Here is a 23,707-nt window from a genome sequence, read left to right on the forward strand (position 1 = left end):
GATGGTTGCCGAGCCGCTCCTTGTCGGTGTGGATGTGGGTACGACCAACATCAAGGCGATTGTCTTCAATCCGCGCGGGCAGGTCGTGGCCCGCGCCAGTACGTCCACACCAACCCGCCACCCCCGGCCTGCCTGGGCCGACTATGACCCCGAAGCATTGTGGCAGCAAACTGTATCGGCCCTGCGGACGGCTGTCGGCGAGCTGGACGATGTCAACCGCATTGTCAGCATCGCAGTGGCCAGCATGGCCGAAACCGCTGTGCCGCTGGATGGCAGGGGGCAGCCCACCTTCGACGCGGTTGCCTGGTTCGACCTGCGCGCTGCAGAGCAGGCCGGGTGGCTTGACGAAACCATCGGTCAGGACCGTCTTTTTGCCATCAGCGGGCTCTCTCTCCAGCCTATCTTCGGGTTGTGTAAACTGCTATGGCTCAAGCAGAATGAGCCAGAGGCTTTCGAGCGCACCGCGCTCTGGTTGAATGTAGCCGACTACATCGCCTATCGCCTATGCGGCGTTGCCGCTACCGACTATTCCCTGGCCTCCCGCATCTTGACCCTCGATCTGCGCAACCTGCGTTGGGATGAGGACCTGCTGGCGGAGCTGGAGATACCGGCCAGCCTCTTCGCGCCACTGCGGCCCAGTGGAACGGTGCTGGGTAGAATCAGAGCGCAGGCTGCAGCGCTAACTGGTCTTCCCGGATATACCCAGGTGGTCGTGGGAGGACATGATCATGTATGCGGCGCACTGGCAACCGGGGTCATCGAACCAGGCAGCCTTCTTAACTCCGTCGGTACCTCGGAGGCGATTTTCCTGCCCGTGAAGCGTCCGCTATCGGATCCGGCCATGGGCCGCCAGGGCTATGCACAGGGCGCGCACGTGGTTCCGGATCGGTACTTTGCCGTTGGCGGGCTATACACATCGGGCATCTGCGTCGATTGGTTTCGTGACCTGATGGGTGGGGACGTGAGCCACGCTTCGCTGATCGCGGAAGCGGAAATGGTGCCACCGGGAAGCCTGGGCGTCAGCTTTCTACCTTACCTGCGCCTGGCGAATTCGCCCATCATCGATCCCAAAGCGCGAGGCGCGTTTGTCGGGTTGACAATCGACGCCGGAAGGGGCGCGATTTTTCGTGCATTGCTGGAGGGATTGGCGTTTGGACTGCGCCATTCCCTGGACGCGCTGCTGGTCCACGCCAACGTTGATCTGGAGCGCGTCTTTGCCATCGGTGGCGGTACTCGAAACCGGTTGCACATGCGTATCAAGGCAACGATGCTGAAACAGGCGATCACTGTATTGGAGATGGAGGAGGCCACAGCGTTAGGGGCGGCTCTTTTAGGCGGCCTGGGTGTTGGCATCTACCGGGATGCCAATGAAGCGTTGGGCACGTTGCAGGTGGACCGCACGGTTGTCGAGCCGATTGGCGAACAGATTGACCTGTATGAGAGGCATTATCAGGAGATATACCTCCAGATGTACCCGGCGCTGAAGTCCTTAAACCACGCGATTGATCGGGTTAGTGGTCGGTGATCCAGCTGCCTGACAGTTAAAAAAGGAGCTTTTCATGGCAATCCAACCCAAACTGGGCCGCAGCGTCGCTCTCGTCGGGGCCGGCATGAGCAAGTTCGGGGCGTTTCCCGAGAAAGCGTCGCGGGACCTCTTCGTCGAGGCTTTTCAGGAGATGCGGGCGTCCGTGAGTAGGGGTTTGGATCCCCGGGACATCGAAGCGCTCTATATCGGCAACTACAGCAGCGATCTGTTCGAGGGCCAGGGTCACATGGCACCGTTGATGGCCGATTGGGTGGGGCTGACACCCCGCCCGGCGATCCGGGTGGAGGACGCATGCGCCAGTAGTGGTGTGGCGCTGCGGCAGGGCATCATCGCCATCGCTTCGGGGCTATATGATGTCGTGTTGGTGGGTGGTATCGAAAAGATGAGCAACCTGTCGACGGAAAAGGTAACCGACGCTCTTTCCACGGCCAGCGACATCCTCTACGAGATACCGGCCGGGTTTACCTTTCCCGGTTTTTATGCCGCCATGGCCACGGCCTACATGGATCGTTTCAGTGCCACACCGGAAGCGTTCATGCAAGTGGGCATGAAGAATCACGACAACGGCGCGTTAAACCCCAAGGCCCAGTTTTCGGCCAGCATTGCCGATGTCATGGAGGGTAAACAACGACGAGCCCAAGCCAGGGGCCTGCCGATTCCGCAGTGGACCGACGAGATGGACTTCCTGCACGACAACAGGGCCAATCCGATGATCGCCTGGCCCCTGCGTCTCTTCGACTGCTCGCCTATCTCAGATGGCGCCGCCGCGCTGTTGTTGGTCGGCGGTGAGTTGGCCGACAACTTCTGCACCGATCCCGTGTACATCATCGGCTCGGGACAGGCCAGCGATCGTTCCATGCACGACCGGGAGGAGTTGACCAGCATTGGTGCAGCGGTCTTAGCCAGCCAGCAGGCCTATCAGATGGCCGGGGTCTCTCCGGCCGATGTCAAAGTTGCCGAGGTACATGACTGCTTCACCATCGCCGAGATCATCGCCACCGAGGATCTGGGCTTTTTTGAACCGGGCGAGGGCTTCGTGGCTGCCGAGGAGGGTTTGACCACCCGCAATGGTCTCAGGCCTGTCAACACATCGGGTGGGCTCAAGGCCAAAGGTCACCCCGTAGGCGCCTCGGGCGCCGCCCAGGTTGTGGAGATATGGAAACAGATGCAAGGTCTGGCCGGCGAGCGGCAGTTGGCGGCTGACGTCGAAATTGCTCTGACCCACAACGTCGGCGGCACGGGACAGACATGTGTGGTGCACATCTTCGAGCGGAGGTAGACTGCATGAACCAGCAGCCATTTACCGAATCCACCTTTCAATCCTACCTGGCCCGGCACAAACTCATGGCGTCCCGGTGTAGTGCCTGTGGTGCGCTGCATCTTCCGCCGCGGCCGCTGTGCCCCGACTGTTTCGGCGACGATCTGCACTGGACAGAGGTGTCGGGCAGTGGCAAGCTTCTGGCGTTCACGGTGATCCATATTGCGCCCACGGCTATGATCGAGGCTGGCTACGGCAGGGACAAACCCTATGTAGTCGCTGTAGTGGTACTTGATGAAGGGCCGGGGATCAGTGCCCAGTTGCTGGGAGTCGACGCTGCAAATCCTCAAACTATTGCCGTGGGTATGCCGCTGCGCGCCACCTTCGTGGAGCGGGGTGAAGGCGAAGGACAACGCACCTTTCTGGCCTTCCAGCCGGCCGATTAGTACAAAAACGCTCCTGTTTTTTTCCTGGCGAACAAAAAGATTTGCCACCGATTGTACGTATGGCAGCGACTGTTGTCCTGTTTGCCCGAACGGGATAGGCCTGCCGATCACCAGAAAGGGAAGCACAGGGCCGCGTAGTTTTAGGGGATGGCAACAATGCAATCAATCAGAGCAGCATCAGTACAGTTCAACCACGCACCGGGGGACAAAGCCTACAATCTCAATCGAATCCGTTCGTTTGTAGAACAGGCGCATGCTCAGGAGGTGGATCTACTCGCGTTTCCCGAGATGTGTATCACCGGGTATTGGCACGTCAGGAAACTGTCGCGGGAGGCGATCGAGGCGTTGGCCGAACCAGTGCCAGCGGGTCCCAGCATCCAGGCGTTGTTGAGTCTGGCGAGAGAAAACGATCTTACAATCGGCGCCGGGTTGATCGAGATGGATGACCAGGGCCAGCTTTTCAACACCTACGTGGTTGCCATGCCTGATGGGCGAGTTGCCCGCCACCGGAAACTGCATTGTTTCATCAGCGAGCACATGACCTCAGGTGACGAATTCACCGTCTTCGATGTACCCCAGGGTGTTCGGGTCGGTGTGTTGATTTGCTACGACAATAATCTGGGTGAGAATGTCCGGATCACGGCGCTGAAAGGCGCGGAGCTTTTGCTTGCGCCTCACCAAACAGGTGGCTGCCATACGCCCAGTCCTCGCTGCATGGGGCGGATATCGCCCGAGCTTTGGAAGAATCGCAAGAAAGATCCGGAGACGATCGAACAGGAATTCCGGGGTCCCAAGGGTCGCGAGTGGTTGATTCGTTGGCTGCCGGCCCGTGCCCACGACAATGGCCTTTTTTTGATCTACAGCAATGGCGTGGGTCTGGACGACGACGAGGTACGCACCGGCAACGCGATGATCCTTGATCCCTATGGGGAGATCCTGGTCGAAACCTGGAAGGCCGGGGATGACATGGTGATGGCCGACCTCGATCCTGGGTTGCTTCACATGTGTACCGGGCAACGTTGGATCAAGACCCGCCGGCCTGAGTTGTACGGTGTGCTGGCGGAGTCCACGGGGCGAGAAGAGGAGACTCGCATCGTGCGTTTCGCGTCCTGAGCGGTGAAACAGAGAAGCTATAACCGCAGATAAATGCCGATGAACGCAGATAAATCAAAAAAGAGATCAGAGAAAATCTGCGCCGGAGGTCTGCGTAAATCAGCGGTGAAATCAGAGAAAAATCATAACCGCAGCGCTGTCCTGAGCGTAGCCGAAGGGATAACCGCAGATAAACGCTGATCAGATATCAGAAAAGATCAGCGCTGATCTGCGCCGGAGGTCTGCGTAAATCTGCGGTGAAATCAGAAAGAATCAGCGAGGAAATTTTGACCTAAGCGGCATCATCCAGATGAGCGAGCTTCCGGTCGATCTCCTCAAGCAAGGTCTTGCGGTTGGCAGAACCTTGTTCGAATTCTCTAATGGTTAACAGCTCGTCCCGATCAAGTCCATCGAGCTCGGGAACGACCTCTTTGACCGTCATCTCCGGGTACCCTTCGATGGGCAGTTGGATCTTGCCGGCAGCTACCAGGTAGGAATCCAACTTGCGGCTGAGACGATCAATTTCATGGTTAAGGCGCTCGACGTCATCAGCAGTCGGTAGCTTCAACGTCTGCAGCATTTCCTGAAGTCGCTGTTCAAGCAGTTCCTCTGCACCGTCGAAGTGCTGGTGGCCAAACGTTCTCCATCCCTGGACAGGTGGCTTTAGCCGGTCGATCTCGAACCACTCGAGCGATTCTCCTCGTTCTACCAGGGATTCAAACACGTCCCCGCGCCGATTCAGAAGATTTCCGGTCTCTTCAATCGTTACACTGACAGCGCCCTGGCCGGCGTAGAACACACGGCGGGAGGAGTTGGTCAGTCCTTGGGTGGTGTCGACCACAATTACACGCACGCGATTGGGAATTCCGAACACTGACATTGTTTTCAACTCCTTTGTTTTCGGCAGGCGTTGCCTGGTGACTCGGCCTGCGTTCATCTCAGTCAAAGTATGACGCATTGCGTCATTGTTGATTGTAACACACTCCCGGCAGGCAGTCAAATAGATGTATCGGCTCACGTGATTCGAAAACCCTGGCTGACATGGTCTTGCAGGAGTGTGTCGAGAGAAGTACAATGGTGTAGCAAGACAAGAGACCACGGGCCCGAAAGCAAGCCAGCAATTGGATGGCAGGATAAGATGACTATTGCAGAGGAAAGCTACATCCCCGAGAACCCGCCAGACGCACTGCGCTACTTCCTGCAATTCGTCGAGAGGAAGCTGATTGCCTGACAATCGGACCGGGCCGTTTTACTCGATAATCACCTTCCCGCAGGTGGCCTCCCCTTCCCAGCCAGGCGCCTGAACCACCAGTTGATACTCTCCGGCCGGCGTGATGGGATTCAGGTTGACGTCGTAGTCGACCCGTACGATCTCGCCGGGAACCCAGCGGGAGACAGGCCAGATGTGAATCGTATCACCGGCTCGCTCCAGCCGGTCTCCCCAGACCTGGCCTGTCGAGTCGACGAGCTGCACGCGATGAAACAGATCCTCCTGGGCGGGTTCGTTGATCGTCCAGTAGGTGGTGACATGAATCCAGTTGCTGGGCGGGTGTACCAGGTCATCTGAGGCAGACAGAGGTCCCTCATCGTACAGGCAGCTGAGTAATTCCAGGTTGCCGGCAGGCGAGCTAACCCGTGCTGCGTCGGCCTGGGGCGGAAGGTCTTCCATCCGGTAGCCGGTGGCATAGCCATGGATAGCGATTCCCGGGGGGAATTGTTCGGTGATCAGCGGGTAGCGGGCACTGAACCAATTCAGAAGCAGGTTCTGTGGGTCCAGGTCTTGATGGTGCGATTGAACCACCCAGACTGCATCGAATCCACTGCCGACAAGGCCTTGCATGGACTCGTCCACGGTGGCCGGGTCATCCAGCGCTTCGGTGAGGGGAAAGAACAGTCCCTGTGGTCCGTCAAAGTAGCGTTCAAAGGGGGTGCGCATATAGTCGATGTAGAGCAGGACAGCTTCGTTTTCGCTGCCGTGGCTGCTGATGTAGTTGGCTGCGCCTCGCCAATCCTCCCGCCGATTCTCGGGCGCCCAGTTGCCAGGCAGGGCAGCGACGCTGGCGATCAGGCAAAATGCCAGGGCCACAGCAGCGACAACTCTCCATCGCAACCAGAGCCAGGCCAGCGTTCGCCCGATGGCCAGGCAGAGGGCCGGCACCAGGAAGATGAAATAGCGGATTTCACCAAAAACGTCGCCATCCTTCAGCATCAGGATGCCGCCAGCCAGAATAGGCAGAACGAGCCAGATTGCCAGCAGCAGGCCGCCAGGCACGTTGGCACTGGCGCAAGTGAAGGCCTGACCTCGTTGATGGAGTCGAGGCTCACCTGCACCGCACCTTAGGTCCGCCGCACGCCAGCAGGTGTACCGGGAGGTAGACGTAGGCGTCAGCCGGTTTCCTGTCTGACTGGCCGACTCCAAAGGGGGGCTGCGCACCGTCTCGACTTCAGCGATCGGTCTGCTCCTTGCGCTGGGTTGCCCATCGGACGATTCGCCGTCGTTGCTGCCTGCGCTTTTGCGAAAGGCACGCTGTGGGATAATGAGGCCGCCCAGGGCCAGCGCAAGCATGAGGGCGCTGACGACTTGTTTTCCCGGTGATGGCCAACTGGCCCAACCGAGTAGATAGGTGGGAAGGAACCTGGAAAGGGTCGTACCCAGATTGGTGAATGGCCGTCCTGGCACGCTCTCCTCGCTACTTACGGACCAGGTGGCACGCAACAAAGGCAGGAATAACAATCCTGTCAAACCAAGGGCGCCGAGTCCATAGCCCAGCCGTTTTCCCGCGCCCTTTTGCTGCCGATTGACCCACCACAGCACAAGGAGCCAGGCCGCCGCGACCGGCAGCATGAAGGCGCTAAAGAGATAGGAGTAGAGGCTTGCCAGGAACCCGATGGCGATGAGGGAAAAGGAAACAAGCGGCCGGTCCGCGGTCCAAAGGTGTACCACACCGACCATGCCGACCAGGAGAAAGGTGGTCGCGGGCATAAACATGCGTACTTCCTGGCTGTACCAGACCAGAAAGGGGTTGAGGGCAACAAGAAAGCCGGCAAAAAGACCTGCCCGCCGATCGCCCAGCCAGGTGCCCAGCACGTAGGTCGGTAAGACGGCCAAAGCCCCGATCACAACCCCCAACAATCGCACGACCGGGTCACTGTCGCCGAGGATACCGGTCCAGCCCCGGAGAATCGTGTAGTAGAGAGGGGGGTGTTTGTCCTCGGTGAGGCTCAGGCCGACGCGCCAGATATCGGCGAGGGGCTGCGATGCCCAGTAGGTGCTGACGGCTTCGTCAAACCAGAGGCTGTGGATGGTCAGCCCCGCCAGGCGGACCAATAACGCCAACAAAAACAGTCCGAGCAGGGAGAGCAGATGCCACCGCGGCAAGCGGTCGCCAATGGTGCTCACGGCCAACTCCGCGACGAACTTTCCATCATGCCATCACGCCATAACGGCATCTTGACATAATGACACAACGACATCACAGGTTCGGGCATACATTCCCGATTTCTTCCACGACCCGCCCAATCTCATATGATGTCAGGGAGGACGCGGACGGAAGGTAGAAACCGTCGCGACAGAGGCGTTCGGCCACTGGATAACGCTGCCCTTTGAACTCGTGCCAATAGCTGGGTTGGCAGTGCATGGGTATGAAGAAGGTGCGGGTCTCGATTCCATTCTCCGCCAATGCCCGGCGCAGTTGATCCCGGTTCATGCCGAATTCTTGCTCATTTACCAGGACTCCATACATCCAGAAGACGTTTTTGGCCCATTCGGCCTGGGGCGGGGTGGTGATACCAGGGATGCCGGTCAATAGCGATGTGTAAAGGGCGGCGTTGCGCCGTCGTGCTTCGACATAATGGCCCAGCCGTTCTACCTGGGCCAGCCCAACGGCAGCCTGCAGGTTGGTCATTCGGTAGTTGAAGCCGATGTGTTTGTGCCAGAAGTGGCGCTCATCGCTGAAGGCGTGATCCCGCAGGTTCCATGCCAGGCGGGCGATGTCGATATCGTCGGTGGTGATCATGCCACCTTCGCCCGTAGTAATGATCTTGTTGCCATAGAAACTGAAGGTGGCCGCGTCGCCGAGGCCACCGGCTCTGCGACCCTTGTACTCGGCGCCATGGGCCTCGGCCGCATCCTCGATCACCGCGATGCCATGTTTTTCAGCCAGCGCCATCAAGGGGTCCATATCGACGGGGTGTCCGTAGATGTGCACCGGGAGAATGGCCCTGGTGCGCGGCGTGATCTTTTCGGCGACCTGATCCACATCCATCTGCCAGTAGTCCAGCTCGTTGTCCACCAAGACTGGCGTGGCGCCGCAGTAGGTCACGGCGTTGATAGTGGCGATCATGGTGAAGGTGGGCAGGATGACCTCGTCACCCGGCTCCAATCCCAGGGTTGCCAGCGTCAGGTGCAGGGCCACGGTGCCATTGGCACAGGCAATGCCAAAATTGGTGCCACAGGCGGCTGCAAATTCGGCCTCAAAATCGTGAATGAAGCTGCCTGCCGACGATATCCAATTGGTCTCGATAGCCTGCTGGACGTACTTAAGCTCATTGCCGCTCAGTTCAGGCTCGCAGACCGGGATGATCCGTCGCCGGCTGGGCTGGTCGAAAGCGGGAATCGGACGGTAGCTCACCTTGACTTCGGGATCCTGAGCTGGGATGATCTCAGCCAAATCGCCCATCTCATCCAGGGAAAGTTCAAACGGTTTCAACATATCAGGTTACCTCATGGTTTTCATCTGGAGTCTGTCTCTTGCAGGCTTCGCCGCAGCGATTCAATCTCCAGCCTGAGTTGCTCGATTTCGAAGGCATCTTTTCTCGCCTCGCGCCGTTCACGCCGCCAGGCAAGCCAGGTCGTTGACAATAAGGCCAGCACCGACACGACCGTCGTGATCAAGGGGAGAATAATGGCGATCAGGTCGGAACGGTCCAGCGTACTCGGCGCCACGATTGCTTCCACGCCATTGATGGCAATGGTCAGGGTATCCTGCCAGCGGGTTTCCTGCTGCGGGTCGACCATTTCGAGTACGGTCTTGGTTGGCAGCGAGAAGCTCCACTGTTGAACGTAGTTGGCCACGGCCCACAAGGTCACAAGTAACGATACCAGGGCGAGGACAGCCAATGCCAATTGAAGAAGAAGGGTTCTCCGGCGCTTCAGTCTCTCGTTCATAAGCTATCTCGTGGAAGGTCTCATCTAGCTAGCTGCCTTCTCTCCACAAATGCCATCCTGTCGCGATATATTTGCGGCCCTTGCTGAGATAGTCCCAGATATTGGCGCCGGTCTTGCTGTCACCCGTCGTGCGCGGCACGCAGACGTAGGGTACTTCGATCAGTCGATAGCCCAGGCGATGGGCCCGGGTCAACAGATCGATGCAGTATTCGCCGTAGTCACCCTGCAGCCTGATTTGTTCCAGGACTTCGGCTCGAGCTGCAATGAACCCACTGGTGTAGTCATGGATCTGATTGCCGAGCAACAGCATGGCATAGTTGTTGATGATCCAGCTCAGCGAGCGCGCCATCGTGCCGTGGGCGACGTCGGCGCCACCGGGAATCCAGCGGGAGCCAACCGCCATGTCGGCACCAGGTTCGGTGATCGCGTGTACGAGATGTGGCACATCCTCGGGCGGCATGGAAAGATCACAGTCCATCCAGGTTACAACCGCGGCGCCATGGGTATCGATGGCCTCGTCGATACCGCGCTGAATAGCTGAGGTCAGGCCCTTTTCATCGATCCGCCGCACGAGAACGACCTCTTGCCCGCTGGCTTGTTTCCGGGGATTCACCGCAAGGGCAATTTCCTCCACTACCTGCCAGGTGCCGTCGGGAGAATCGTCGTCAACCACCAGCACCATATAGGGTGCTGCATTGCTGGCCAGTAGCCGGCGGATGAGCGGGCCTATGTTGTCCCGTTCGTTGTACGTGGGCAGCACGGTGCAAACCAGGGCACCGCCTGCCTGAATCGTGTTATCGCTCATGCAGTCTCACACAACCAAAACTTCGTTATTCAGGACAAGGCATTATACGGCATTGCCTATTGAAGGGGCAAGAAACGGTGGGGAGTCGAGCATGCTGGCTATTGGAGCGCTGGTCAATCCATGGTAGAATAGTGCATCTGATCTAGTGAATTTGTACTGTGTGTGAACGAAGGTTTTGGCGATGCAAGCGATATTGCGGGCATTCGACAGCGCGGCCGACGGCGTTTTTGTGATCGATGAGGACCAGCGGATTGTCTATTGGAACCGTGCCGCTCAGGACATTTTGGGCTATCGGCCAGAGGATGTGTTGGGCCGTTCCTGTCACGAAATCATCAGGGGACGCGATGACGATGATCGGGCCTGGTGTCGTGCCAACTGCCACGTAACGCTGACGGCGCAGGCCGGGGATCAAATCGATACTTTCAACACGTGTGCCCGTGCAAAGTCGGGGGAGCTGGCCTGGATAAACGTGACCATCCTTTCTCTTCGATTGTCGGAGGAGGTTGGCTTGCCGTTGGTGGTTCATCTTTTCCGTGATGCCAGCCAGATAAAACAACAGGAGCAATTTACCAGGGAAATCACGTCGGTAGTCCAGGCGTTGGATCAACCGCCCTCCGTTTCACCGGTTGCGCCTCAAACCACTGACACTGCGCCGAGCAATTTGACTGCGCGGGAGCAGGAAGTGCTGGTCTTGATGGCCCACGGCTTGAGCACCGGCGAGATATCCAGCACCCTGTCCATTTCTTCCTCAACGACCCGTAATCACATCCAGAATATCCTCCAGAAACTGCGGGTGCACAGCCGTGCCGCCGCGGTTGCCTATGCCTATGAGCATGGGCTTCTCTCCTCATAAGATTAATCCTCCTGTTAGCGATAGGAACCGTCGTCTCTTGTAGGATTCCATGAAAATGATGCATTTGCACTAGGGGAAATGATGTAATTGCATCTTCCCCCCGATTCGATTCTCCTGTATAGTTAGCTAGAGCGTCTAAAACGCTCAAAACGCTCAAAACGCTCACATCTGGCAATGAGGCGAGATGGACCCGATTTGTCACGCAAATCACCATCGAGACCTGGTGAGCGTGAGCTTTTTTTTGGGACGTAGCCCACGAAGTGGACCACGTGAGGAGAGAGTTTATGACAACACGCACCGAGTCGGGCTCGCGCATGCTTGGCCGAGCCCAAGTCGCCGATATCTTTGGTGTGTCTCCCAGCACGGTCACCCGTTGGGCCGACGCAGGAATGCTTCCGACCATCAAGACCCTGGGAGGACACCGCCGATATGACGCAAAGGTCGTCATGGAGTTAGCCAATCAATTTGGCAAGGAGTTCATTGTTATGGAGGAATTGATCATCGGTGTGCCGAGTATGTATGCCGATCATCACGTGCTCACCGTGCGTGAGGCGCTGCTTAGCATTGACGGCGTAGAAGAGGTAGAGGCCAGCGCCGCTTTCAAGACGGTGAGGGTTTTCTTCGACGCCAACGTGGTGAATGCGCAGATCATCGCCGTTGCGCTGCAGGATGCTGGTTATGCACCTGCGGGACTGGCGATGGCGGAGATTGCTGTCGTTCCGGTGTCGGATGGTAAAAGGGATCCGGCCTGGGCTCAACTCAACATGCGCACAGTCGAAACACACCCCGCGGAACTAGGGGCCGTCGCGTAGGTTCGATAAATAAATATATGGAAGTAGACAAGTAGCCAGGGCGCAAAGTAAGCTTGTGCTTGTTTCTAAAACACGAGTTTCCTTGCTTCCTTATCTACTTGTGTACTTGTTTACTTTATTTACTCCCCAAGGAGATCACTCATGGCACGAAAGAAAGCGCGAGATGTAACCGAACGCTCGATGGATCCGGCAGCCCAGGAAATGCTGATCAAAGCGGACCTGTTGGGCATCGAGACTGCGTTCACCCGAACCGAAAACATGCCCGCCTGTACCATAGGAAGCGGACAGAAAGGTGTGTGCTGCAAGAACTGCTTTATGGGCCCCTGCCGCATCACCAAGGATGGCCAGGTGGGCGTTTGCGGTGCAACACTGGAAACCATCGCCGCTCGCAACATGGCCAGGGCCATTGCTGCCGGCGCGGCGGCCCACTCCGACCACGGTCGTGATCTTGTCTTCACTCTGGAGGCCGTAGCCAAAGGTGAGGCACCCGGTTACGTCATCCGTGACGTGGCCAAACTGTGGGACGTGGCCCATCGCGTGGGAATCCCCACCGAGGGACGCCCGGTCAATGACGTGGCACTGGACGTGGCAAACAAGGCCATGTCCGAGTTCGGCCAGCAGCGGGGTGAACTGGTTTATCTGAAACGGGCGCCCAAGAAGCGCTACGAAATGTGGGGCAAGCAGGACCTCAAACCGCGCGGTATTGACCGTGAGGTGGTGGACATCCTGCACCGCACGCACATTGGCGATGACCAGGACCCGGTCCACATTCTCAAGGGCGCCATTCGCACGGCACTCTCCGATGGCTGGGGTGGCAGCATGTGGGCTACCGAGGTCAGTGACATCCTTTTTGGCACTCCCAGCCCTAGCGTGAGCCAGGTTAACCTTGGCGTTCTTAAAGATGATGAGGTCAACATCCTGGTACACGGCCACGAACCGACCCTTAGCGAGATGATCCTGACCGCAGTCTATGACCCCGAGCTGATCGAATATGCCAAGTCCAAGGGAGCCAATGGAATCGCCCTGGCTGGCATCTGCTGCACCGCCAACGAGATCATGATGCGCCAGGGCGTACCCAGCGCCGGCAATTTCCTGCACCAGGAACTGGCCATTCTCACCGGCGCGGTCGAGGCCATGGTGGTGGACGTGCAGTGTATCATGCAGGCCCTGCCCAACCTGGCCGAGAACTTCCATACCAAAGTGATCACGACCTCGCCCAAGGTGATGATGACCGGCGCCATCCACATGGAGTTTGACGAGCATCATGCCCAGGAGGTGGCCCGGGACATCGTGCGGCTGGCTATCGACAATTATCCTAACCGCGAGGTCGACAAAGTCACCATCCCCGACGTAACGGAAGATCTGGTGCCTGGCTTCAGCCACGAGTACCTCAACTACATGCTGGGCGGCAGCTTCCGCGGTTCCTTCCGGCCACTCAACGATGCCATCATGTCGGGCCGCATTCGCGGCGCCGCCGCCATCGTGGGTTGCAACAATCCCAAGATGACCCAGGACAAGGGTCACATGGACATCACTACCGAGTTGCTCAAGAACGACGTGCTGGTGGTACAGACCGGCTGTGGCGCCATCGCCGCTGCCAAGTACGGCTACCTGCTGGGCGAGGCAGCCATGGAAGTGGCCGGCCCCGGCCTGCGCGAGGTCTGCGAAACGGTGGGCATCCCGCCAGTTCTGCACATGGGCTCCTGTGTCGACAACTCCCGTATCCTCACCGTGTTGACCCAGATGGCCACCGAGGGAGGACTGGGCGAGGATGTGGACGACCTTCCCGCCGTCGGCATCGCCCCCGAATGGATGAGCGAAAAGGCGCTGTCCATCGGTACCTATGCGGCGGCCAGCGGCGCCTACGTGCTCTTCGGAATAGACTCGCCTGTCGAGTTCAGCGAAGAGGTGACCGAGATCATGTCCCAGGGATGGGAAGAGATGATCGGTGGCAAAGTGGAATTCGTCCGCGACCCACAGGAAATCGTGCGCCGCAGCCTGGAGCACATGGACAAAAAGCGGGCCGCGCTGAAGCTGCCCGAATACGACCCCACTCGCTTCGGCGACAGTGGCGATTACCCGATCGACGACTTCCTGAGCATGCCTGAAGAAGAGCAACAGGCGGCGCTCTACGGCGTGCCCGCGTAGCGGAGCAGGACCAGACGATCGGAGGTCAGAGGTTCAGAAATCAGAGGTTAGCAGCAGATCAGAATCGTGGAGGGGGAGGACCATGTAAATCCGGTCAGTGAAGGATCTGTCTGTGTACAGGAAGGCGTACCAATTGGCAATGGAGATATTCGACATCAGCAAGCAGTGGCCACTCGATGAGTGCTATGCTTTGACCGGGCAGGTCCGACGATCATTCCGGTCAGTGTGCAGCAATATGCGAGAAGCCTGGGCAAAACGCTTTTACCCAGCGCATTTCGTTAGCAAGCTGACCGATGCTGATGGCGAAAATGCCGAGACAGAGACCTGGCTCGATTTCGCACAAGACAGTGGGTATCTGTCAGCAACTGATCATGATCGTCTGATCAGTGAAACCAGGCAGATCGGCGCAATGCTCGGATCGATGATTCACAAACCCGAGCCGTTTCTCCTGCGCAAACGTTTCTAGCCATTGCGCCACTCTGACACTCTGACACTCTGGTACTCCGGCAACAAGGAGAACAAACAAATGTCCCGATATATCGCAACCCGAGCGATCCGAGGCGCGAACCTGCTGGTTAACGAGGCCGATGAGTTGCTGGCGAAGACCATCGCCGAGTACGGCCCCGACGCGCCGGTTGCTTTTCCCAATACAGCCTACCACCTGCCCACCATCAACGGCATGCTGGACGTACAGGTAGAGACGCTGGGGCAGCTCGAGCCGGTGCTGAAACAAGCCCGCGGCCTGCTCCATCCCATGCCCGCCGACTGTCGCTGGATGCCTTACCTGGGCGAAACGCTGGACAGCGGCATGGCAACGCTGTTTGCTGCTGAGGCTATCGAAGCGATGCGCTTTGTCAAGGGTGAGGAACCCCAGCGCATCCCTGACTTCTCTGCCAATGGGGACAACGGCTATCTCAACGGCCCGATCGACGACGTGCAGCTACGCACATGGGGCATCGCTTTGGTGGATGGTCGTATGCCCGGCTTTGCAGCCATAGTTGGCTGCGCGAAAAGCAACGAGGTAGCGGTCAAGATCGTGCGCGAGCTGCAGCAGCGCAGCATCCTGATCTTCCTCAGCGGCAACGTCAACGGTCGTAGTATCATCCATCAGCTCCAGGAGGAAGGGGTGGAGATGGGCTACGACACCTACATCGTTCCCTTTGGCCTGGATACCCTGAGCGCTATCTACGCGCTGGGCTTTGCTACTCGCTCGGCGCTGACCTTTGGCGGCCTCAAACCAGGCCAGGCCCGCGAAATCCTTCTCTACAATCGGGCTCGCGTCTTTGCCTTCGTGCTTGCACTGGGCGAGGTGGACGATCTGAAGTACGCGGCCGCGGCCGGTGCCCTCAACTACGGCTTCCCGGTGATCGCCGACACGGTGATTCCCCAGATCTTGCCAACCGGTGTGACCCAGTACGAACATGTCATCTCAATGCCCTTCAACACTGTTCCGGGCAAGGATGACCTGGAGCGCGCCGAAAAAATCGTCCAGAAGGCCATCGAGACTCGTGGTGTTAAGATCCAGATCACCGAGGTACCGGTACCCGTGCCCTACGGCTCTGCGTTCGAGGGGGAGGTTGTGCGCAAAAAGGATATGCGCGTTGAGTTTGGCGGCAAGTACAGCCGGGCCTTCGAGTATCTGCGCATGGTCGACATGGATGAGGTTGAAGATGGAAAGATCGAGGTCATCGGCCCCGGCTTCGATGAGCTGGATGCAGGCAGCGCCACCGACCTGGCTATCATCGTCGAGGTGGCCGGCCGCAAGATGCAAACCGACTTCGAACCGGTGCTGGAACGCCAGGTGCACTATTTCGTCAATGGTGCCAGCGGAATCCAGCACATTGGCCAGCGGGATATCGCCTGGATTCGCATCAGCAAGACGGCTGCAGAAAAGGGCTTTGACCTGAAACACTTTGGCGACATCTTGTACGCGCGTCTCCACGGCGAGTTCGGTGCCATTGTAGACAAGGTACAGGTCAAGATCATCACCGATCCCGCACTGCACGCCGAGTGGCTCGATCGGGCCCGCACTGCCTATGTCGAGCGCAACGAGCGCATGGGCTCCCTCAAGGACGACAGTGTGGGTGAATTCTACACCTGCACCTTATGCCAGAGCTTCGCTCCCACCCATGTATGCATCGTTAGCCCGGAACGACTGGGCCTGTGTGGTGCCTACAACTGGCTGGACTGCAAAGCCAGCCACGAGATCAACCCCACCGGCCCCAACCAGCCTATCCCACTGGGCGATACCATCGACCCGGTCAAGGGCTACTGGACCGGCACCAATGATACAGCGGTATCGATGAGCCAGGGCACCGTCGATACCGTGGCCATGTACTCGATCATGGAGAATCCCATGACCGCCTGCGGTTGCTTCGAGTGCATCGTCATGCTCATTCCCGAGGCCAACGGCGTCATGGTCGTCAGCCGCGAGGATACCAGCATGACCCCGGCGGGTATGACCTTTAGCACCATGGCCGGCATGGCCGGCGGTGGCCTGCAGACGCCGGGTGTGATGGGCGTGGGCAAGTTCTACCTGACCAGCCCCAAGTTCATCTCTTCCGACGGCGGCTTCAAGCGGGTGGTGTGGATGAGCAGCGTGCTCAAAAAGACCATGGCCGATGAGTTCAAGGCCGTGGCCGAGCGCGAGGGTGAGCCCGATCTGATGGACAAGATCGCCGACGAAACCAAATGTTCCGAGGTGGACGGTCTGCTCGAGTGGATGGAAGAGGTCGAACACCCGGCCCTGTTCATGGATCCGATTTTCTAGGTCAGAGGATCGGAATATCAGAGTCTCAGAGCGTCAGATTACCAGGGAAACGCCGATAGCAAGGATATTCGACACTCTGAGACTCCGAAACTCTGACACTCCGGTCCCCGGTCAACCATGATCTAACATGCCTACACCCATCCTCGTTCGCGACATCATGCGAGTCGGCGTACCCACCTGTAGCGAGAAGTCGCCTCTGAGCGAGGCGGCCCGGCTGCTGGTGGCGCGCAACGTCAGCGCATTGATCGTGTTGGATGAGGATGGCAATATGGTCGGATGGGTTGGCGAGCAGCATGTGGCAGGGGCGATCGACCGTGACTACAGCACCCTGACAGCTGCCGATGTCATGGATGAAGCGATTCCTGAGGTGCCGCCCGACGTGCCGGCTGCTGCCGCGGCCCACTTCATGATGGACCGGGGCCTGCGCCAGGTCTTTCTGAGCCACAACGCCGCGGGCGTCCGCTATCCGGCAGCGGTGTTGACTCTGCAGGATGTGGTACGCATCGTGGGAGGCCTGGATCGGGCACCGGGCGTTGGTGTTGGCGCCGAGAGGCCCTCTCCCATCGATCTATTCAAACACCGCTATGGGTTGGCGTAACAATCCATTCAAGAATGATTGCGACACCACGCAACCATGAAAAATCCGCTGGTTCTCCCGAAAGGAGCTGTGCAGCAAGATGGCTGTGACTATTCCTAAACAGAAGTATACTGGTGCGGTGAGAGAAGTTGTCATCGGCGCTACAGAGGAGGAAGGTGGCACGCGCTCCCATACCGTCACCGTGGGTGGCGAGACGACGCTGCCCTTCCTGTTTCACGAGGGCGACATGCCCAATCCACCGCGCATCGCGGTTGAAATCGCCGATCGCCGGCCCAAGGATTGGTCCCCTCTTCTATTCGATGCCTGGGGCGACGTGGTCGATGATCTGGCTGCCTGGGCCAAGGCTGCCGAGGCCACCGGAGCCGACCTGATTCTGCTCAAATTGACCGGACCTGTGCAGCGCGCTGACGGCAGTACCCCCACAATCGACGAGGCCCGCGAGGCCGTTCGCACCGTCCTGGAGGCCACCGGACTGCCATTGATGGTATTTGGACCGGGCCAGGTGGACCTGGATAACGAATTGCTGGTGGCTGTGGCCGAGGAGGGGGATGGCGAACGGCTGGTTCTGGGTGTCTGCGAGGATAAAAACTATCGTACCATCGTGGCAGCGGCTATCGCCCACGGGCATCTGGTGGACAGCCGGACACCTATGGATGTCAACCTGTCCAAGCAGCTGGTGATCCTGGTCCGGGATGTGGGCCTTTCTCAGGAACGCATTTTGATGGATCCCAGTACCGGCGCTCTGGGCTATGGTATCGAGTATGGCTACAGCGTTATGGAACGCCTGCGCCTGGCTGCATTGAGCGGTGATGCCATGACCCAGCAGCCTATGCTGGTTACCCCGGGCGAAGAAGCCTGGAAGCTCAAGGAGTCCAAGGTTGGCGAGGGAGTTCCTGAAGCCTGGGGCGACTGGGCCGAACGGTCCGTCACCTGGGAGGTGCTCACCGCGACAACCTTACTGCAATCGGGTGCCGACATTGTGGTGCTACGGCATCCCGAAAGCGTGAAACAGGTTCATGCGACGATCGAGCGCCTGATGACACCGGCAGCCAATGGCACATGATCAGAGGATCAGAATGCCAGAGGGCAATCGTTCTTGTGAATTTCTGACATTCTGAGACTCCGACACCCTGAGACTCCGACACTCTGAAACCCTGCCCCAAGGAGAACCCACGTGACCGAAGAAACCACCCCCCAACCGGAATACACTGTCGAACAGATCGTTGCTGCCATTAGCCAGCAGATCGAAGTGAGTCATGGTGGGTGGGTTGAGTTCGTCGATTATGACGGCAAGGTATTAAGCGTACGCCTGCAAGGCAACTGCGTTGGATGTCCCATGTCCCAGTACACGCTGGCCATGGGCATCGGCGAGACCGTAAAACAGTTCTTTCCGGAACTGGAGTCGGTGCAGGCGGTCCCGTAGACAGAGGATCAGAAGCCAGAAAGTCAGAGGGCCAGAAATGGGCTCGATTTGAGACTCTGGGACTCTGGAACTCCGATACTCCGATACTCCGATACTCTGCACAGATTGAGAGGAGACCACCCATGGCCCTATCCGGCCTTCAGATTTACAAACTACTGCCCAGGACCAACTGCAAGGATTGTGGTTTTCCTACCTGTCTGGCCTTTTCTATGAAACTGGCCCAGAAGCAGGTGGAACTGGCTGCTTGCCCTCATGTGAGCGATGACGCCAAGGCTGCCCTTTCCGAGGCGGCAGCACCGCCTATTCGCCTGATCACGGTAAGCAGTAATGGCCACAAGTTGGAAGTGGGCAACGAGACGGCGCTTTTCCGCCATGAGAAAAGATTCTTCCACCAACCAGGTCTCTTTGTCCGGGTGAAGGATGGCGATCCGCTGGATGAGGTGAAATCGACGGTTGCCGAGGTGGATGATTACATGGTCGACTACGTTGGCATTGAGTTGAGATTCGACGGCATTGCTGTGGAATGCACTTCAGGGGATCCTGAAACCTACGGCAGTGTGGTGGGTGCCATTTGCGATGCAACCGACAAACTGCTGATCCTGATGGCGGACGATCCAAAGGTCATCAAAGCCGGACTGGCGGCTGCTGGTGAGGAGCGGAAACCGCTGATCTACAGTGCTGATGGCGACAACTGGCGGCGGATTGCCCTTCAGGCCAAAAAGGTTGGCGCGCCCCTGGTCGTGCGGGTTGACGACGGCGATCTCGATGCGCTGGCAGAGCTCACCGAGCAGGTCGTCAATTTTGGAGTCGACGACATCGTATTGGATCCCGGTGTACGCGATTTCAATGAGTCGCTGGCGACCCTGACGGCTGTGCGTCGTCTGGCCCTGAAGGAAAACTTCCGGCCGCTGGGATACCCGGTTATCACCTTCCCTGGCGAGGGAGCCAACGATGCCTCGAGCGAAGTGGTTCTGGCAAGCCAGCAGATTGCCAAGTACAGCGGCTTCGTGGTTGTGGATCACTTCACACCCGCGTCTGCTTATGCGCTTCTGGTGCTGCGGGCCAACATCTTCACCGATCCCCAGAAGCCGATCCAGGTTGAACCGGGCATCTACGAGATCAATAATCCCGGCCCCGATGATCCGGTGATGGTTACCACCAATTTCAGTATTACCTACTTCAGTGTGGCCAACGAGTTGGAGAGCAGCGGAAAGCCTGGCTGGCTGATGGTCGCCGACGCCGAGGGCATGAGCGTACTCACCGCCTGGGCCGCCGGTAAATTTGATGCAGAACGCATCGCCAAGGGTGTCAAGGAATTCGGCATCGAGGACAAGATCAATCACAACAGTTTGATCTTGCCCGGGCATGTGGCCGTACTTATGGGTGAACTGGAAGAAGAACTGCCCGGCTGGAAGATCATGGTCGGCCCGCGCGAGGCGGTTGATCTGCCGGGCTTCCTGAAGATGTAGCGACAGTAATCGGTGATCGGCTATCAGTAATCCGATTGCCGATCACCGGACCAACCATATGACACATACAATTCACACGGTTCAGTTCGAGCCGGCTGGAGCGACGATTGCTGTTCCGGCCGGTACGACGATCGTCGACGCGGCTCAAGCCGCCGGTATTGACCTGAACATCCCCTGCGGTGGGCAAGGTCGGTGCGGGCGATGCGCCGTTAACGTTCGCGCGAACAACGGTGGTGACCCGGTGCGACGCCGCTCTACCTTGCGGCTGTCGGCCGACGACATCGCGGCTGGCTACGCGCTGGCCTGCCAGACGGTGATCACCGGTGATGCGACGATCACGGTGCCTCCGCAAGAGCGCATCGCCCGCATTCTGACCACCGACAAGACGGTTCGCAAGATCGAACTGCCCTTCGATTACAGCATCGAGCGGCAGCCGCTGCGAGCCTGTTTCCTACAGCTCGACCCGCCCAGCCTGGAGGATCAAACCGATGACTGGAGTCGGGTGCAGGCAGCACTGCATCGGCAGACAGGTGGGGATGGCACCGGATTCCTGATCGATCTGCCAACATTGCGAAAACTGGGATCGGTCCTGCGCCAGGCCGACTGGCAAGTAACGGCGATCCTTGAGAACACCACATGGGATCGCCCCACAGGACCGCCGCGTGTCGTCGATGTTCTGCCGGGTGATCAGACCGGGCACCTTTGGGCAGCAGCGTTGGACATCGGCACAACAACCGTTTCCCTTTTTCTGGTGGACCTGGCGACCGGCCGGGTTGTGGCACAGGCTGCCGACTATAACGGACAGATCCGGCGGGGCGAGGATGTTATCAGCAGGATCATCTATGCCAACAAAAGAGGACGCGGCGACGAGGCGACACGGCGACACGGCGACACGGAAACGCGAAGGCGCGGGCAGGGCATGACGGGCGGGCAGGCTGAGTTGCAGCAGTTGGTATTGGAGACGATCAACGGCCTGATCGGGCAGGTGTGCGGCTTTCGGGGCATCGAGCCGGAACAGATCGTTAAAATGGTGGTCTCCGGAAATCCCACCATGCACCATCTGTTCCTGGGACTGCCTCCTGAACCCATTCGACTGGATCCATACATCCCGGCGGCCAACCACTATCCCGCCATCTCGGCCAGCGAACTGGGGCTCGCCATCAATGGGCAGGCAACCGTCGACTGTCTGCCGGGCGTGGCAAGCTACGTGGGTGCCGATATCAGTGCCGGCATTCTGGGATCAGGGCTCTGTCGGATCATCGAAAAGACCGGCGATGGCCTGCCCATTCTCTTTCTGGACATCGGTACCAACGGAGAGATGGTGCTGGGCGACTGCGACTGGCTTGTGACCTGTGCCTGCTCTGCTGGTCCTGCCTTCGAGGGGGCCGGCGTGCACAATGGCATGCGAGCCACCCTGGGTGCCATCGACGAGGTGTGGATTAACACCCAGACCTATGAGCCGACCATCAGCGTCATTGGTGAGGAGGAGGGGGAGAAGCCCAGAGGCCTCTGCGGCTCGGCGTTGATTTCGCTGGTTGCGGAGTTATTCATCACCGGCGTGATCGACAGAAGCGGCAACCTGAACTTTGATTTGTATGACCTGGACGCCGGGGACTCGGTCGGGGACCGTCCCCAGTTTCGTCCCAGGGTTCGTGAGGGAGAACACGGCGGCGAATATGTGGTGGTCTGGGCAGAAGAAAGTGGCACTGGCGAGGATATCGTCATCACCGCGGTCGATATCGACAACCTGTTGAGGGCCAAGGCCGCGATCTACGCCGGCTGTTCGGTTTTGGCGGGCAGCGTGGGACTCACGATGGATGTGGTGAGCCAGGTGCTGGTCGGCGGTTCCTTTGGCAAACATATCAATGTTGAGAAGGCGGTGCAGCTGGGCTTGTTACCCGATGTTCCCTGGGAGAAGTTCCGGTTCCTTGGCAACACGTCGATCCAGGGCGCCTACATGGCGCTGTTGGATAGCGACCTGCGCCAACGGGTGGCTGAGATCGCCGGAAACATGACCTATCTCGAGTTGTCCTGCGACAACCAGTTCTACGATCAATTCATGTCTGCACTGTTTCTGCCCCATACCGATATGAGCCAGTTTCCGTCGGTGGCGGCATTGCTGGCAGAATAGCCACGAATTACACGAATTTGATCAGAAAACAAATTGATAATGACACAGTACATCTGTCATTGCGAGGAAGCCGAGTGTTACGCTATCGAGAGATGCGAAAGCTGTATCAGCGAGGCTGACGTGGCAATCTCAATATGACTTTACTTCACGATGAACATAATTGACTTGTAGGCTACTCTGAGATTGCTTCGGCCCGATGGAGTGGCTGAGATTACGGGATTTCGGGACCGGGCCTCGCAATGACAAACTGCAATATCTGGAATAACTGAGCAGTAGTTCGGTGAGACACAGTTTCTGCCGAAAAACAATTTGTCAAATTCGTGGCAAAGATTGGAGCCTATATTGACCACAACAATCGCATTAGCCGGCAAGGGAGGTACGGGAAAAACCACCATTGCTGCTCTCTTGATCGATATACTGGCAGCTCGAGGCGCCGGGCCCATCATGGCGATCGATGCTGATCCCAGCAGCAACCTTAACCTGGCGCTGGGTATTCCCCTCAATCGGACCATCGGCGACATCCGAGAGGACCTGCTGGAGGATGTTCAGCGCACACAGATGGCTTTGGGAGTTTCCCAGCGGGAAGTACTCGACGTAGAAATTCGTATGGCCGTCGAGGAGGCAGAGGATTTCGACCTGTTGGTAATGGGTCGCCCCGAGGGGCCAGGCTGCTACTGCCCGGTCAACCATACGCTGCGTCAGGTAGTTGACCTGATGGAGGAAAGCTACAACTACGTGGTGATGGACAACGAGGCAGGAATGGAGCATCTGAGCCGCAGGACCACCCGGGACGTGGACTGGCTCCTTTTGGTCAGCGACCCCAGCGTGCGCGGCATGACTGCGATAGGTCACATGATCAAGATGGCTGATGCGCTGAACATCAACGTAAAGAACAAGGCCATCGTCATCAACCGGGTGCCCACTTCAAGCAATGGAAACAACGAGATTCCACCGGCCGTCCAGGCCATGATCGACGAGTTTGACGCACCTCTGTTGGGGGTGATAGCGGCCGACCTGATGGTGAACCAGTACGACGCCGAGGGCAAACCGTTGGTACAGTTGCCGCCAGATAGTCCAGCTCGCCAGGGAGTCGCGGCACTCGTGGATAGAATCGTGTTTGGATAGGTGAAGAAGGCACAAAGGTTGCACTTCGGTAACTCTGCGACTCTGCCCCTCTGTCACTCTTGAA

The 23,707-nt window shown here is 58.3% G+C and carries 19 protein-coding genes and 1 pseudogene; 15 read left to right on the forward strand and 5 right to left on the reverse strand.

Annotated elements, in window-relative coordinates; all coding sequences use genetic code 11:
• Nucleotide 1 precedes the first annotated feature (1 nt).
• From U9R25_07570 to U9R25_07585, 4 genes are all read left to right on the forward strand, one after another.
• The gene (locus U9R25_07570) at nt 2–1,525 is read left to right on the forward strand and encodes an FGGY family carbohydrate kinase (GenBank protein MEA3335755.1); all 1,524 of its coding nucleotides are present in this window, start codon (nt 2–4) and stop codon (nt 1,523–1,525) included.
• A gap of 34 nt (nt 1,526–1,559) precedes the next feature.
• The gene (locus U9R25_07575; protein MEA3335756.1) at nt 1,560–2,825 is read left to right on the forward strand and encodes a beta-ketoacyl synthase N-terminal-like domain-containing protein; all 1,266 of its coding nucleotides are present in this window, start codon (nt 1,560–1,562) and stop codon (nt 2,823–2,825) included.
• Nucleotides 2,826–2,830: 5 nt separating this feature from the next.
• Nucleotides 2,831–3,250 (forward strand): Zn-ribbon domain-containing OB-fold protein, encoded by a 420-nt coding sequence (locus U9R25_07580; GenBank protein ID MEA3335757.1) that lies wholly within the window; start codon nt 2,831–2,833, stop codon nt 3,248–3,250.
• 156 nt (nt 3,251–3,406) lie between these two features.
• Complete coding sequence (locus U9R25_07585) at nt 3,407–4,363, forward strand: nitrilase family protein (GenBank protein MEA3335758.1); 957 nt, start codon at nt 3,407–3,409, stop codon at nt 4,361–4,363.
• Between the two features lie 271 nt (nt 4,364–4,634).
• Here U9R25_07585 and U9R25_07590 read toward each other — a convergent pair whose 3' ends face one another.
• The 5 genes from U9R25_07590 to U9R25_07610 all read right to left on the reverse strand — a co-directional run bounded on the left by U9R25_07590 (nt 4,635) and on the right by U9R25_07610 (nt 10,314).
• Nucleotides 4,635–5,222, reverse strand: coding sequence for a phasin family protein (locus U9R25_07590; GenBank protein MEA3335759.1), 588 nt, complete (start codon nt 5,220–5,222; stop codon nt 4,635–4,637).
• 369 nt (nt 5,223–5,591) lie between these two features.
• The gene (locus tag U9R25_07595; protein ID MEA3335760.1) at nt 5,592–7,742 is read right to left on the reverse strand and encodes a glycosyltransferase family 39 protein; all 2,151 of its coding nucleotides are present in this window, start codon (nt 7,740–7,742) and stop codon (nt 5,592–5,594) included.
• A 73-nt stretch (nt 7,743–7,815) separates the two neighbouring features.
• Nucleotides 7,816–9,054 carry a DegT/DnrJ/EryC1/StrS family aminotransferase gene (locus U9R25_07600; GenBank protein ID MEA3335761.1) on the reverse strand — a complete coding sequence of 413 codons (1,239 nt, stop codon included), beginning with the start codon at nt 9,052–9,054 and terminating at the stop codon, nt 7,816–7,818.
• 20 nt (nt 9,055–9,074) lie between these two features.
• Nucleotides 9,075–9,509: a hypothetical protein gene (locus U9R25_07605; protein ID MEA3335762.1), complete on the reverse strand. Its 435-nt coding sequence runs from the start codon at nt 9,507–9,509 to the stop codon at nt 9,075–9,077.
• Nucleotides 9,510–9,537: 28 nt separating this feature from the next.
• Entirely contained in the window at nt 9,538–10,314 is a 777-nt protein-coding gene (locus U9R25_07610) for a polyprenol monophosphomannose synthase (protein ID MEA3335763.1), read from the reverse strand.
• A 181-nt stretch (nt 10,315–10,495) separates the two neighbouring features.
• On the opposite strand from U9R25_07610, the gene U9R25_07615 reads away from it, so the two are divergent.
• From U9R25_07615 to U9R25_07665, 11 genes and pseudogenes are all read left to right on the forward strand, one after another.
• Nucleotides 10,496–11,167 (forward strand): LuxR C-terminal-related transcriptional regulator, encoded by a 672-nt coding sequence (locus tag U9R25_07615; protein MEA3335764.1) that lies wholly within the window; start codon nt 10,496–10,498, stop codon nt 11,165–11,167.
• A gap of 284 nt (nt 11,168–11,451) precedes the next feature.
• A pseudogene (locus U9R25_07620) lies at nt 11,452–11,619 on the forward strand (MerR family DNA-binding transcriptional regulator).
• Between the two features lie 501 nt (nt 11,620–12,120).
• Nucleotides 12,121–14,127, forward strand: coding sequence for an anaerobic carbon-monoxide dehydrogenase catalytic subunit (cooS, locus tag U9R25_07625; GenBank protein MEA3335765.1), 2,007 nt, complete (start codon nt 12,121–12,123; stop codon nt 14,125–14,127).
• Nucleotides 14,128–14,239: 112 nt separating this feature from the next.
• Nucleotides 14,240–14,593 carry a four helix bundle protein gene (locus U9R25_07630; protein ID MEA3335766.1) on the forward strand — a complete coding sequence of 118 codons (354 nt, stop codon included), beginning with the start codon at nt 14,240–14,242 and terminating at the stop codon, nt 14,591–14,593.
• Nucleotides 14,594–14,653: 60 nt separating this feature from the next.
• Nucleotides 14,654–16,897: an acetyl-CoA decarbonylase/synthase complex subunit alpha/beta gene (gene acsB / locus U9R25_07635; protein ID MEA3335767.1), complete on the forward strand. Its 2,244-nt coding sequence runs from the start codon at nt 14,654–14,656 to the stop codon at nt 16,895–16,897.
• 127 nt (nt 16,898–17,024) lie between these two features.
• The gene (locus U9R25_07640; GenBank protein MEA3335768.1) at nt 17,025–17,495 is read left to right on the forward strand and encodes a CBS domain-containing protein; all 471 of its coding nucleotides are present in this window, start codon (nt 17,025–17,027) and stop codon (nt 17,493–17,495) included.
• A 79-nt stretch (nt 17,496–17,574) separates the two neighbouring features.
• Complete coding sequence (locus U9R25_07645; protein MEA3335769.1) at nt 17,575–18,558, forward strand: acetyl-CoA decarbonylase/synthase complex subunit delta; 984 nt, start codon at nt 17,575–17,577, stop codon at nt 18,556–18,558.
• Nucleotides 18,559–18,669: 111 nt separating this feature from the next.
• The gene (locus U9R25_07650; GenBank protein ID MEA3335770.1) at nt 18,670–18,918 is read left to right on the forward strand and encodes a NifU family protein; all 249 of its coding nucleotides are present in this window, start codon (nt 18,670–18,672) and stop codon (nt 18,916–18,918) included.
• A 122-nt stretch (nt 18,919–19,040) separates the two neighbouring features.
• Complete coding sequence (gene acsC, locus U9R25_07655) at nt 19,041–20,387, forward strand: acetyl-CoA decarbonylase/synthase complex subunit gamma (GenBank protein ID MEA3335771.1); 1,347 nt, start codon at nt 19,041–19,043, stop codon at nt 20,385–20,387.
• Between the two features lie 58 nt (nt 20,388–20,445).
• Nucleotides 20,446–22,518 carry an ASKHA domain-containing protein gene (locus tag U9R25_07660; GenBank protein ID MEA3335772.1) on the forward strand — a complete coding sequence of 691 codons (2,073 nt, stop codon included), beginning with the start codon at nt 20,446–20,448 and terminating at the stop codon, nt 22,516–22,518.
• A gap of 342 nt (nt 22,519–22,860) precedes the next feature.
• Nucleotides 22,861–23,643 carry an AAA family ATPase gene (locus U9R25_07665; GenBank protein MEA3335773.1) on the forward strand — a complete coding sequence of 261 codons (783 nt, stop codon included), beginning with the start codon at nt 22,861–22,863 and terminating at the stop codon, nt 23,641–23,643.
• Nucleotides 23,644–23,707: the final 64 nt, after the last annotated feature.

Source organism: Chloroflexota bacterium, assembly GCA_034717495.1.
Classification (GTDB): Bacteria; Chloroflexota; Anaerolineae; order JAAEKA01; family JAAEKA01; genus JAYELL01.

Bases quoted from the DNA above. Each gene is read 5' to 3' on its own strand.
- U9R25_07570 (MEA3335755.1), top strand. From the start codon at position 2: ATGGTTGCCGAGCCGCTCCTTGTCGGTGTGGATGTGGGTACGACCAAC.
- U9R25_07575 (MEA3335756.1), top strand. From the start codon at position 1,560: ATGGCAATCCAACCCAAACTGGGCCGCAGCGTCGCTCTCGTCGGGGCC.
- U9R25_07580 (MEA3335757.1), top strand. From the start codon at position 2,831: ATGAACCAGCAGCCATTTACCGAATCCACCTTTCAATCCTACCTGGCC.
- U9R25_07585 (MEA3335758.1), top strand. From the start codon at position 3,407: ATGCAATCAATCAGAGCAGCATCAGTACAGTTCAACCACGCACCGGGG.
- U9R25_07590 (MEA3335759.1), bottom strand. From the start codon at position 5,222: ATGTCAGTGTTCGGAATTCCCAATCGCGTGCGTGTAATTGTGGTCGAC.
- U9R25_07600 (MEA3335761.1), bottom strand. From the start codon at position 9,054: ATGTTGAAACCGTTTGAACTTTCCCTGGATGAGATGGGCGATTTGGCT.
- U9R25_07605 (MEA3335762.1), bottom strand. From the start codon at position 9,509: ATGAACGAGAGACTGAAGCGCCGGAGAACCCTTCTTCTTCAATTGGCA.
- U9R25_07610 (MEA3335763.1), bottom strand. From the start codon at position 10,314: ATGAGCGATAACACGATTCAGGCAGGCGGTGCCCTGGTTTGCACCGTG.
- U9R25_07615 (MEA3335764.1), top strand. From the start codon at position 10,496: ATGCAAGCGATATTGCGGGCATTCGACAGCGCGGCCGACGGCGTTTTT.
- cooS (MEA3335765.1), top strand. From the start codon at position 12,121: ATGGCACGAAAGAAAGCGCGAGATGTAACCGAACGCTCGATGGATCCG.
- acsB (MEA3335767.1), top strand. From the start codon at position 14,654: ATGTCCCGATATATCGCAACCCGAGCGATCCGAGGCGCGAACCTGCTG.
- U9R25_07640 (MEA3335768.1), top strand. From the start codon at position 17,025: ATGCCTACACCCATCCTCGTTCGCGACATCATGCGAGTCGGCGTACCC.
- U9R25_07645 (MEA3335769.1), top strand. From the start codon at position 17,575: ATGGCTGTGACTATTCCTAAACAGAAGTATACTGGTGCGGTGAGAGAA.
- acsC (MEA3335771.1), top strand. From the start codon at position 19,041: ATGGCCCTATCCGGCCTTCAGATTTACAAACTACTGCCCAGGACCAAC.
- U9R25_07660 (MEA3335772.1), top strand. From the start codon at position 20,446: ATGACACATACAATTCACACGGTTCAGTTCGAGCCGGCTGGAGCGACG.